Source organism: Clostridium putrefaciens (genome assembly GCF_900461105.1).
GTDB classification, from domain to species: domain Bacteria; phylum Bacillota; class Clostridia; order Clostridiales; family Clostridiaceae; genus Clostridium_L; species Clostridium_L putrefaciens.
The window spans coordinates 459,662-473,331 of the sequence record NZ_UFWZ01000001.1 but is presented as its reverse complement, the minus strand read 5'-3'; the positions used below and the strand labels follow the sequence as shown (position 1 = coordinate 473,331).

9 protein-coding genes are annotated in these 13,670 nt (G+C 28.4%); all 9 read right to left on the bottom strand.

What is annotated here, in order from left to right; all coding sequences use genetic code 11:
• Positions 1–402: 402 nt before the first annotated feature.
• The gene (locus DY168_RS14900) at positions 403–687 is read right to left on the bottom strand and encodes a hypothetical protein (protein ID WP_242984036.1); all 285 of its coding nucleotides are present in this window, start codon (positions 685–687) and stop codon (positions 403–405) included.
• Positions 688–791: 104 nt separating this feature from the next.
• Positions 792–1,412: a hypothetical protein gene (locus DY168_RS14895; RefSeq protein WP_242984035.1), complete on the bottom strand. Its 621-nt coding sequence runs from the start codon at positions 1,410–1,412 to the stop codon at positions 792–794.
• Between the two features lie 77 nt (positions 1,413–1,489).
• A complete protein-coding gene (locus DY168_RS02165; protein ID WP_115640266.1) occupies positions 1,490–3,250 on the bottom strand; it encodes an NTP transferase domain-containing protein in 1,761 nt (586 codons plus the stop codon).
• Between the two features lie 128 nt (positions 3,251–3,378).
• On the bottom strand, positions 3,379–4,614 hold the full coding sequence (locus tag DY168_RS02160; protein ID WP_115640265.1) for a hypothetical protein: 1,236 nt from the start codon (positions 4,612–4,614) through the stop codon (positions 3,379–3,381).
• Entirely contained in the window at positions 4,598–6,256 is a 1,659-nt protein-coding gene (locus DY168_RS02155; protein WP_115640264.1) for a hypothetical protein, read from the bottom strand. The genes DY168_RS02160 and DY168_RS02155 overlap by 17 nt, the downstream gene beginning before the upstream one ends.
• Positions 6,256–7,947 (bottom strand): Hsp70 family protein, encoded by a 1,692-nt coding sequence (locus tag DY168_RS02150; protein ID WP_115640263.1) that lies wholly within the window; start codon positions 7,945–7,947, stop codon positions 6,256–6,258. Before DY168_RS02150 ends, DY168_RS02155 begins: the two co-directional genes overlap by 1 nt.
• Before the next feature lie 14 nt (positions 7,948–7,961).
• A complete protein-coding gene (locus tag DY168_RS02145; RefSeq protein ID WP_115640262.1) occupies positions 7,962–9,398 on the bottom strand; it encodes a hypothetical protein in 1,437 nt (478 codons plus the stop codon).
• Between the two features lie 12 nt (positions 9,399–9,410).
• Positions 9,411–11,282 (bottom strand): MBL fold metallo-hydrolase, encoded by a 1,872-nt coding sequence (locus DY168_RS02140; RefSeq protein WP_115640261.1) that lies wholly within the window; start codon positions 11,280–11,282, stop codon positions 9,411–9,413.
• A 278-nt stretch (positions 11,283–11,560) separates the two neighbouring features.
• Positions 11,561–13,648: a leucine-rich repeat domain-containing protein gene (locus DY168_RS02135; protein WP_115640260.1), complete on the bottom strand. Its 2,088-nt coding sequence runs from the start codon at positions 13,646–13,648 to the stop codon at positions 11,561–11,563.
• Positions 13,649–13,670 lie beyond the last annotated feature (22 nt).

Sequence of the window (13,670 nt, the reverse complement as noted above, 5' to 3'; positions counted from 1 at the left end):
CTTTATTTTTGATTATAACTCTTTCACATTTTAACTTAACTTAATGTTATATTACGTTTTATGTTTATTAACTTTATCTATTATACTTGTTGAAAACTTCAACTATATCAGAATAACATCATGTTCCCTTTGGATTATTAACCTTACAATATGAAATATATTCTAAGGTAGTTGAATCACTTGGTTTTACTTTGTTCTATATATTAGTTAAAAGCAACATGAAAGTTATACATATTTTGTTTCTTTTCTGTATATATTGTACCTTTACTTTATGCTAAAGACAATAATAGCATGCAGATAGTTTTTGCACCCTTTTTAAAGGTCCTAATTGCATAAAACAATCCAAAAGGTGCTCTGAATTATCTTCATTTATTTCTAAAATACTATAAGTAATTATTAATATTATTTTATTGGAACTACTATTTTAGCCACCTTTTCTGATCCTCTAGTAAATGTTACATTTAAATTTGTACTTTCTGTAGGTACTCCAAATGTAGCACTTGCTTTACATTTCCCTCCGACAGGAACTCTTTTTGGCGTTCTATTATCATCATATATTGGATAACCCCCCAGAACATTTCCCTCATCATCTAATACTTGAAATGCATATTCATCAATATATAAATCTTGTCCCAAACTTTCGCCAAAGCTAATATTGGAATAGGTATAATCTAATATAACCACCATTTTAGCTTCTATATCTGAAAATTCATTTCTTTTCTCTGTGGCTCTAGCTCCTTCTATAGTAAGATTATAGTTACCATTATCAGTTTCAACGTTAAATGGTTGATTTAATGTATCCCTTTAACTTCAGTTTTAATCTTTTCATCAACAGGCATATCTGAATTTAAAAAGGAATCTTTAATATTAATTAATAAAGTCATTAACGCATCATTAGTAACTATTTCCCATTGACCGTCCTTTTTAATTAATGAAACATCTTCTGTTCTATCAGTATATTTAATATTATCAATACACTTAGATAATATATCATCATACATCTTTTTAGATTGTTCTTCTGTTAATTTATTAGTTGAAAAGGCTTGTGTTAATTCATTTGAAAATACTTGTTGGATATAATCTAGCATTGCAGTACCCATATCCGGACCATTAACCTTTACATTTACGGTAGCAGAATCACCATCTATCTTTTCAGAATTTATAGTATAGGATAGCTTTTTCATAGAATCGACTACCCTTTGACTATTACCTTCTGATATATCCCCTTCTTTTCTTTCTTCATTTTCTTTTGTTGCATCTAATAATTTACTAAAATCACTACCTTTACCTGTTTTAATGTTTTCGATATAATTTTTCACAGTATTAGATGGTGATTTAATACCACACCCATACACTCCAATGGCTAATATAAAAATCAGTGCAATGGAAGTTATCTTTTTAAGTCTTTTCATAATTATCCCCCTTAAATTTATTTGATAGTGTTAACACTATCTATGCTAATGTTTATGACCTTAATAAGATTCTAGATTTATAAAGCTTTATAAAGTTCCAGTGCCATCTCGCTATAGCTCTTTGCATACTTGTACCATATGTATAAGTACTCTCCAACCATTTCTCCAACACTTTCTTTATAAAGTGCCCATACAAACCAGTAATATCCTGAAATTGCAACATAGGCTAGGTAGTGCCTTTTTTCTATGTCTGTTAGATCTCTTCCAAAATAAATCTTTAGTACTTCCATAGCTTCATCCGTAGTGTAATCAGAGCAGCAGATGAAGGTACCTAAATCACTAGCAGGATCAGAGTTTCCGGAATACTCCCAATCAATTAAATACATAGTCTTTCCATCTGTAAGAAAGTTTGGATCATAACAATCATTATGACATATCCTTTTTTGAATACCATCACTTTCAACAAAATCATATAATTTAGTAATGGAAGTCCTTAGCTCCTCAAAATCATCGAAAGTTGAAGAGTTATTCTTATCTGTTAACATAATAAGCTTTTCTGCTTCTTCATATATATTAAAATCCCATTTTGATACAACGCTTGCATCATGTATCTTTCTAACTAAAGCCAGTCCCTTCTTTACATCATCCATATTATGATAATCGAAATCTATGGAATTATCCATGTAGTGGGATATCTTCCAACCCTCATCCTCACTTATATAAATCAAAGTGTTATCAATACCTAATTCTTTTGCTAAGTTTTGCGACTTTGCTTCACTTACTCTATTAATAATTTCCTCTGTTCCAGCACCTGGATGTCTATAAACATATCTCTTACCTTTACACTCAAAAACAAAAGATGTATTTGTAAGTCCCTTCTTAATAGGAGCAATGTTTTTAATGTTAGCTTCATTACACTTAAGTACTTTGCAGATATTTTTTAATATTTTTGACTCCGTGTTATTTACATATTTTGAATCAAACTTTCTTAAATCCTCTAAGGTATCAAATTCAAATATTGTGCCCTCTTCATACTTTCTTATGTACATATCTAATTTATCTATATGATTAATATAGATATCTTCCCAAAGCATTTTATCGAGGCCAGGTTCATTATATTTAGCTAAAAGAATCTCCAAGAACTTTATAGAAAACTCCTTAGAAAAATAAACATGACCAATCATGAACCATTGATCCTCACCAGCCACAGTAACATTTGTTATTCGACCCTTTGAATTACTCTCTATACAATATTCATCAGTATACCCTTTATTAAACATAGCAGCATAATAAGAGTCATAAACATGAGACTCAAAAACATTCTCTGCAAAATAGTTATCACTAGAACATATATAGGAATTCTTTAAATACTTTTGAGCTACATACAAGGTGGAATTATTGTTACGTTTATAATAATCATTATTTATTAAAATCTTCACATTGTATTTATCCTCTAAATAGAAAAACTTCTCTTTCATATATCCTACTACTACAATTATTTCTTCAATTCCAGCTTCTCTTAGTTGCTTTATTTGCCTTTCAATAAGCCTTTCTCCCTTAACTTCTAATAAGCCCTTAGGATACTCATAAGACAAAGGCGCAAACCTTGAAGAAAGTCCCGCAGCCATTATCACTGCATTATCTACCTTATGTTTATCAAGTTCTATTATGCCACGCTTTGTTAGTGAATAGTCCTTGATAAACATCTTATCTTCTAAAACCTTTAATTCTTTATTTATACTTTCTAAAGATAAATCACAAAGTTTAGACAGTTCTTCCTTGCCATTTACATCATTTTTAAATAGTGTATATAAAACTAAAAATTGTTCTTTTGTCATTGAATTACACTCCCTGTTAATATATTTGGTTTTATCTAATTAATATAACTTGGTGTATTTAACTAATTTAATTTTTATTATATATTATATACCTATTTATGTGAACTTTAAATTAACAATCTATTTAGTTAACCTTTAATTGCTTCAATTATTTTTTCTATGTCAATTTGATTATTACTCATTTCATCAACTTTAACTTCATTTTTATTAGTATTTGTATTGTTACCCATACCTTCATACCTATTACTTTTATATGTTATATGCTGATTGTCTTGTAATCCATTCTTATAGGTAAAATCATCTTCATTATCTACTTTTGTATTAGTTTCAGTTATATCATTCTGAATCATCTTATATATTTCCTCTACAATTACTTTATTATTTTTATTAATTGCTTCAGGTACAATACTTTTTAATAAATTAGTCATATCACCTTGCTTACTTTTAATCTCTCTTCTTATCTCATTTGTAACATTTTCTTTAATATATTCTTTCGTTTTATCTATAGATTCAAGTAATTGCTTATTATCCTTTTTCAACTCCATTACCTTTCCTATTAGCATCTCGTTCTCTTTTTTTATGGCACTTTGTAGTTCTAATACATTCTTATTGGATATCTTTAATTCTTTCTTTAACGTTCGATTATCTAACATTAAATCTAATTGTTTCTTCATTTTAGCTATTTCTTTATCTTTTTCTACTAATTCACTTCTTAATCTAACCTCATCTTCCTTACTACTAATTACAACATTAATTAATTCTCCTATACTTAAAGTCATTAAATCATCTTTCACATTAAAGTCCATACTAGTCCCCCCTTGTTTTTCCTTCTCATTAAATAAACTCATTTTATCTGCGCCTTTATACTCTAACTTAAGATTTTTATGATCTATAGTTTCATCTTTTCTCATTTGAAAAGAGTCACAATGAAAATCAGTTGATTGCTTATATAGTTTATATAATTCATCCCCTTCATTATTATATTTTTCATTATCTTTTAACCACAAATAACATATAAATAAAAACTTATTTTCCTTTGTGTAATTATTCTCTTCCTTATGTGATCTTATCTCTTCATTTAATTCATCAGCGTCTTCTATCTTAGGTACAATATCAGAAATCATCATAGCCCATTTTTCAAGTATATGTCTTCTAAACTTTACATTCTTGCTTGAATGTTCTATCGCTATTTTCGAATAATCTTTTTCTTCAATCTTCTTATTGTTCAAGTCCACCATCTTACATTTATATCTGTAATAAATATCTTTTTCTATCAATGCTGAAAAGTCGATAAGATTGCTATATTCTAAAACTTGTTTTATTATTTCTATTTCATCTATCCGTGTTCTAAATATTCCCTTCATCTTTTTTCACCCCCGGAGTACTGTCTACATATGCATTTATTGATTTTAGGCAGTCCATCGCAACATTTGAAATTGACTTTTCTCTAGTACATAAAATAACAGACTCACTTATTTTATTTTTGATTTCAGTAGAAAACCTATTGTATTCCTTTTTATAAAATTCTAGTATCCTAATCTTGACTTTAGATTGTTTTGTATTCTTTAATTTGTCTAAATATAGACTTCCTACAACGTCGCTTGGAATTCCTGATGAAAATAAATCTAATATCTTCATTACATTTCTAGTGTTTTGATCAGAATCATCTTGTAACAGACCTTCTGCAACTTTCATTAATTGATTATTTAAATTCTCATCTTTTAATCCTCTTAACCGCTTAATTTGATTTGTAGCCTCTATTGATACCATATCGCCTTCATCTTTTTGTACTATAAACTGAAATAAAGGAATCAAAGAATTAATATATCCACGTTGAACCCTAACAGATGAAACGATTACGTTCATAACATCTGACTCATCTTGTAAGCTTTTTAGAGAAATATCATCTATATGTAAGCTCATTGCTATAATTGCATTGGCTCTTTCTCTTATACTTCTAGTAGTATCAAATATGATTTCATTTTGAATATCTGGTATATCTGCACCTAGTGCAATTTCTATCCTTCCTTTGTTTAAATGGTTATAAGTCAAAGCTGTATTTAGAATCTCCATAACCTTTTCATTCTTAACCTTTTCTCCTCTTCTATTCCTTTCTTTACATTTCTTTAGAAGATCCATAATCTTATTGCTTTCACGTATTGATATCTTGTAATCCTTTAACAAAGCTTCAATATCATCAAGAATTCTCTTATTTAAATTAGTTCTCACTATTCCTATCAGTATATTCTTAATAGGACTTGGTACACTTAAACTAATATAAGCCTTGTACACATAATAAGTATTGTCATTATCTGCTTTGACGAAGCTTTTTAGTGATTTTCCTATTATCTCAAATTCAGCACCGGTGGAATTATTATCTGTACAAAGCAAATTAATCATACTATCATAATGTTTTGTTGAATTTATAGCTACCAGTGTATTAACTGCGTTTTCTCTTAGTATATTATTATTTTCTAATACATAGTAAACTTCATCAGCTAAATCAGTTATGTATGATTCACTTATGCTCTTAAGTACAAATTCTAAACAATCATTCCAATTCCAATTTAGCAATATACTTTTATAACATCCAATAACATCATCACTATAATCAAGGTATAATTCTTTTACTACATCTCGAACTGCATTTATAAATAACTCATTGCCATGTAAGCCTTTAATACCATATACTAGCATCTCTATAGGGTTTTCACCTGATATAATTGTCCTTTCTGCTTTACTTCTTACTTCTCCCTTATAGTCTCGTAAATTACCTATGTTGTAATACTTAGTATCTTTAATTGTATTTATTATGGATTCTGCATTACTAATACTGATCTGTTGCTTAAATATCCTTTTCTTGCTTTCCTTGTACTTCCTAGAGTCCTTTGTTAATGTTGGGTTTGAGTCTTCTATAACAGTCATTGTATCTACTTCGTTTTCATAACACCCCTCAGTTAACTGTTCTTTAAATTTTCCTAGAAGTTCTTTAAAATTTTCATCCATTATAAAATCCCCCCAACTTTATTTATTTCATATTCATTATTTATGTCTTCTATCTCTTCATCAGTGAATTGATTTCCCTCTAATGATAAGTTTATCTTTATATCTTCATTATCTTTTACCCATGCTTCAAATACTAATATACCTTTTTTTGTATATTCCAATTTTAATGATATTTTAGATCCTATTTCTATACCGTGGGGAAAATTGATATTAACATTTTCCAACCTTTTTAAATTTGGATCATAAGGACTCATCCCTGCATAAAGTTCAAGAGATACGATTACATTAGAGTTTGTTTCAATTAAGTCTTCAATTATTATAGGTGTACCTGCTTTTGTTTTAGCTTCAATTAATGGTATAGGAAATCCATCCTTAACATTAAGAAATATGGTTTGTGGTAATGTAGGTATTATATCTACAACCTTTTCAGAGTTTTTCTTCTCTCTATTATCAACATTTATAATATTATAGTGGTGATATATAGCAGCACCTCTAGATACCGATTGCATTGCATCTGCTAATTTCAAGGGTGCTTTTCCAAAAAAGCTTTTTATTGTATCCCAAACCATTGGATACTTAGTCATTCCACCCACACAAAATGTATAATCTATATCATCAATAGTTAGTGAGTTAGAGTTAATAGTGCTTATTATTGGTTTAATTATATTTTCATCAGATTCCACATTCAACAGTGGAGATATATACTTATTATATTTAGCCATTGTAAGATTATAAGTAAATGGATTGCCATTTATAATGTTAGGAATCGTTATAGGTAAACTAATCTTACTAATTATCTCATCCTTAGTTCTTATTCCATTATCAAACTTAAAATAGTTACCTGAAAAGTACATCTTGACCTTCTCCATTGTGGTAAATAATTTGCTTTTTAAAGCTTTTAATTCAGTAGGCTTCAATTCTTTTGATAAATCCAAGCAATTTTCTTTTTCATAATCAGATATTATACCTTCAACTGCATAGGCATCAAAATTAGCTCCACCAACAAGAGTATGTGGTGATACTGCTAGTTCTGCCACATATATTTCATTACCATTAATCTTTATATTAAGTATAGCTACATCACAAGTTCCCCCACCTAAATCAAATACTAATACTTTCTTAAAATCTGATAGCTCTAGGATCTTATCTTCATTCAGGATTTTACTTTGTTCATTGATAAAATCAAGTATTGCAGCTGTAGGTTCGGATATTAATATTATCTCACCTTTAAATCCTGATAAAACCGCTGCATTTTTAGTTGCATTTCTTTGATCTATATTAAATGATGCTGGAACAGTTATAACTGCTGATTCAATTGATTCATTCCCATTGTATTTATCCTTTAAATGATTTCTTATAGCACTTAAGAAAAATGATGCCACCAACTCTGGCGAGTACTCTTTACCATCTATATCCCATTTATATGAACTCTCACCCATATAATTTTTCGAGTTAAATATTACTCTTTTTAAATTTTGACCCTTCATAGCATAAGCATAAGCTCCTACCATATGCTCTCCATTATCTACATATAATACAGATGGTAATAAAGAACTTTCTTCTGGAAAACCATTTTGATTTAGCTGATTAATCGATTCAGTTAATACCTCAATATTAGAATTTATTCCTCTACTAGCTATAGAAACCACTGTATTAGTTGTTCCTAAATCAATACCTACTGAAAATGCCATATTTATTCCTCCTTTTATTTAGGCTCTATAATCATAGGGACTACCTTAATACCCTTATAACTCCAAGACAGGTATTTTACCACCCCTTCGATCTCACCATCTTTACTAACTGCATTGTTAAACTTATATTCTTTTAATGCATCTTTTGTATTAACCTTTACTACTTGTCCTACCTTATACTCATCTTCATTTACCTCAAATTGATTCAATGCAAGATTAACAAAGAAACTTTCAATGTTTGCTCCTAAATTCTCCTTTGATATAGTGTTAATATTCTTATATGAGTTGTAGAGCTCACTTAACACGAATTGATTTTCTATATCTGCCATTGATTTTAATAGTTTTATATCCTTTTCTAAGCCTTCATCATCTTTACTTAATTCATGTTTTTTCACAATGTTATATCCTAGTGAATTTGCTAAAGCTTTTAAATGATTAATAGTGTCATCAAGAACGGACTTCTCATTGCTTTTTACTTCTTTGGTTTTTTCTATTATATTTTTAATTTTAATATGATTTTTCATTACATTTTCGCTTTTAGTATCCTTTTCTATTATATTTTCACTATTAATATCTTTCTTTATCACATCTTCACTTTTAATATCTTTCTTTATCACATCTTCACTTTTAATATCCTTTTTTGAAGCTTTATCTTTCATAGGTAAGACTTCCGCTATTTCACTTTTATTATTAGTAGCACTACTAAACACGTTTAATATGTCACTTGCCACATCTCTAGTAGTAGAAATAGACGTCGGAGTAACTGGAGGTGTGACTACTTGTGTCATCACTTCTCCATGAATTAAATCTGAACCCTTTTCTGACTTACTTACAATGTCCTTACATAACTCATCTATATCGTCTTTATGTTCCATTATAATATCGCTTATATTATCCATTATTTCTTTCCTCAAAAATCCTTTTTGTTTTTGAATATCATATATACTTTGTTCTTTTATATTAGCCATATTACTACTCTTTATTATAATATTTTCAATTTCCATTTTTATTTCATTAGGACTTGTATTCCCTTTTGAAATATAATAATACGTAATTAATTCTACAAACCAATTTGTATATTTATTAGCCCTTCTTTCTACACTAAAATTAATAATATTGCTATTAAACATTTCATGGTAATCTTTTAAGCCCACCTCTGTTGTTAACATTAATCGACTCTGAAAAGCTTTTATTATATCTTCATTAAGATATTCATATTCACCCAGTATCTCTAGTACCTTTATCGTCACATCACCTGGGTTATCTAATTCCTTACTAGTTTTAAAAATAGAGAATGTTATTTTAAATCCAATATCTCTCCTCTCTTTTTCCTCACTCAAATTAAAAGGCTTCAACCGTTCTACAATGTCCACCTTCTCTTTATCTTGTAAATATCTATTCCAGGACTTTAAATATGGATGTAATATAACCTTTTTAATTGTTTCTTTCATTATTTGAACCTCCTACAAACTAATTAAGTCATTATTCTTACTTTGATAAACTTTAACATTATCGATTTCATTTAATTTGTCTTCTAATATTGAATGCTTGTCCTTGAATTCACCATGTATTAAGATTACATTATTAGCTTTTAAACATAATTCTAAAGCTAATATTTCATTTAAATTAGCATGAGCTGATAAATTGAATTCATTTAATTCCGCTTTTATAATAATTCTTTCATCTTCAATAGTGATATATTTATGTTCAAAATTTAATTGTTCTTTTAATCTTAATCCAAGTGTTCCACTTGCTTGATATCCTGTTAATATACAAACACAATTATCATTTCCTAACATAGTTTTAGCATACTGAGAGGAAGCACTTCCTTCAAGCAACATACCTGAACTTGTTACTATACAGCATCTATTACTCAAAGCTTCCTGTTCAATAAATATCTTTTTTGAACTATAAAGCTTTTCATCCACAATATAATATCTTAAATCCCCCATAGCCTTCTCAGCATATTTGTGATAAATAGCAGAGGCCTCTACTGCACTACCATCTAAATACACCCTTGCCCTACTTTCACTTTTCCTAGATATTAAAGCTAATATTTCTTGAGCACGCCCAATAGAAAATGAAGGAATCAGTACTTGCTTCCCTTCATTCATCTTTTCTTGAACAAACTCTTTTAGCCTTTTACATTCATGATTAACAGACTTACATTGGCTATCTCCATAAGTGGACTCAGTAATAAGTACATCGATTTTTTCACCTATAGGGAAATCAATACCCTCTATAGTTTCTTGATCTCTAGTACAGAAATCTCCCGTATGAAATATACTACACTTATCGCTTCTTATCATAATAGAACTTGCCCCTAATATATGACCAGCTCTGTATAGTTCAATGGAAACCTCCTCATTTCTTAGATAAATTCTTTTATTAAAGTCTAATATTATAATTCTATCTAACAGAGAATCTAATATATATAAATCATTTTCATTATCAAACTGATGCTTTAAGTTAAATCTTAATAACTCCTTAGTTTCTCTAGTCATTATTGGTTTAATGCCTTTATTTAACTTATATAATTCAACTATTCCACCACAATGATCTAAATGAGCATGCGTTATGATTACATAATCTAATTTATTAATCAATTCTTTATCTATAAGTAATTGATAATTAGGATATATAACTTTGTTTCCCTCAAGTTTAATACCTGCATCTATTAAAATGTTTACCTCTTTAACTTTTAAAAAGTAGGAGCTAGCTCCTATATTATCTCCACCACCAAGGGGAAGAAACTCTAACCCTAACTCATCTTCCCTTTTAGACTCCAAAACACTCTTATTCCCTATCATGTCTAAATATATAAGCTTCGTTATTATATCTATATTTAGTTCCTTACCACATCCATAAAGATATTCAGCTGCTGCTAGATTTCCCTCAAATAGTTCTAATGCAACATCATATAGTCTTTCCTCATCATTAGGAATAAATATAGCCGTCAAATAAGCTGATATACTCTTTTGTTTTTTTGTTTTAGCACATTTTATTAATTCTGACACATCAAAGGATGTTCCACTTATTTTAGCTTTTATTAACTTACTACAGCTATCCAAAAACTCATCATCATAATCTTTATTAAACACCTTTTTTAGATTAATATTTCTAAAAAGATAGTCCCATCCTCCTATTAATGTAGCTAATTCTATTAAACTTATTAATGATAACTCATCATCTTCCATTAATATTATGCTATTCTCATATGAAGACTTGCATAATTTAAATTCCCCTAGTTCATACTCAACATTTGCTTTTAATATGTGATATTTAAAATTATTTCTAGCACTTTGTTCTAATTTTAATAACTCTTTATATTGCATAATAATATTTATTATTTACTCACCAACCTCATCCTAAATTTAAAAATATAAGATTCCATGAATTTTGATTTTAGATATTTTGTGTTTTTCTATTTAGTATACCTTTTCATTTTGTTTTTTACTCACATTATATATTACCACATCTATACATTTTCATAAACAAAAACTACCAAATTAATTTTACTCAATTTGGCAGTTATTATTTACATACTGGTTCTCTATTTCTTATTCTTTCACATTTAATATAAATTATTAATTTAATCGTCGTGACTTAAATTCTATATATTAACTTTTTTTAATAAAGTCATACCAATACCTATAACAGTTAAAAAACTTCCTAAGATAATATTCATATTTAATGATGATCCACCTGTTTTGGGTAATAGGCTAGATTTCTTATTATCTGTTTTCTTATTTTCTGATACAGTTTGTGAAATCGATTTAACCTCAGGTTTAGTTTCTGGTTTTACTTCTGTATTAACTTCGAGCTCAACCTCTGGTTTCACTTCGAGTTCAACCTCTAGTTTCACTTCTGGTTTCACTTCAGGTTTAATCTCTGGTTTAACTTCAGGTTTAACCTCTGGTTTAACTTCAGGTTTAACCTCTGGTTTAACTTCAGGTTCTACTCCTGGTGTTACTTCAGGTTCTACTCCTGGTGTTACTTCTGATTCTATGCTTTTTTCTACTAATTTAGCTATTGCATCAATTACATTGTTAGTATTTAATTCAACTTCTTCTTTTGTTGCATCTTCATTTTGTAATATTTCTTTACCTGCTGCTAATGCATTAGTTAATTGTTTATAGCTTTCTTCTGTATACTTATTTGCATCTTTACTTTCTGCATCTAATATTGCGCTTTGAAGTTTTAATTTTTCTACTACAGGTTTTACTTCCCCTTTAGTTGTAAGTACAAACTTAAGATTTTCTTTTCCTGTAACGGCTTGTCCATTTATTTCAGCTATCTTTGGAGTACCATCTATTTTAAATGTAATTTCCTCTATATCTGAAGTATATGTATCTTTATCATCAAGTTCTATCTTATATTCTAGGTATCTTTCCCAAGGAACAACAGAATATTTAATGACACCCTTTTCATCTGAAGTTAACTTTTTATCAAAAAAAGACTTAAGATTAAAATTCACATTACTCAATGGCTTTCCACTTTTATCTACTACCTTAACTTCTAACGTTTTCATATCTTCTACTACCATTGGTTGGTCATCAAATTCACTTAATTCAGGATATTGTTTTATTGATTCACCTTTTTCAAGTCTATCTATATTTTCTTCTGCTGCAGTAATTTTTAATTCTTTAATATATTTTTGTAAATCTTTTGGAAGTAAATCAAAAGCTTTTCTTGCTTTAGCTACTTCATCTTTATCATTAATAGTAATAGAATTTGCTTTAAATTTATTAATTAGTTTATTGACATCGATTATCTTAAATAAGTTATCCTTTTCATTTTCTATTGCTGTTCCTGTAATCCATAATTCATTCTTATCCAATTGAGTAAGGTTTGTAAGTGGTGTAATATCTTTTATGCCACTATTATTGCTTAGTCTTAAAATTTTAAGACTTTTAAGGTTTTTTAAAACACTAATATCTGAAATATTGTTAGAAGAAAGGTCTAACTCTTTTAATTTTGTCATACTAGCAATTGGACTTATATCTTGGATTTTATTTGATCCTAGTATTAATGCATCCTCCATATCTTTTAACTCTTTTAATGCAGTAATGTCTGATATATTATTATATCCTAAATTTAAGTATTTCAATTTAGGAAAGTTTTTTATGGTACTTATATTACTTATTTCATGATTTAATTCAACGTTTAAACTTGTAAGCTTGGTCATCTTAGAAAGAGGCTCTAAAGTTGTAAGTTCATTATCACCTAAATGAATATCTGTAACATTTATTAGATTTTCTAATGGTCTAATATCTGAAATTTCATTACAATTTAATATAATTTTATTTACCTTAGTCAACTTTGATATAGGATTTAAATCTGAAATTTCATTATAAGGTAATATAATCCTTTCTGTATCATTAGCATATTGAAGCCCTTCAATACTTTTAACAAATACATTAAATTCATATAGATCATAGTGATCTCCCTCAGAATAATAAATCTCTGGTAATTGTAACAAGTCTTCCTTTGTTAATTTAATATAACTATAATCTTTTGTCTTTTTCTTTGCACATCTTATAACCCAGTTAAGCATTTCATCTGGTAGTACATCATCTTTATCAGGAGTTACAATTTCATCCTTATTTATTACATATGCCATAGCTTCATTTTGTACTCCTAAGGAAAATAACATTAAAACTGATAGGAATAGTACCATAAATCTGATTTTTTTGCGCATAATTTTCCCCTTTCACTTTTAC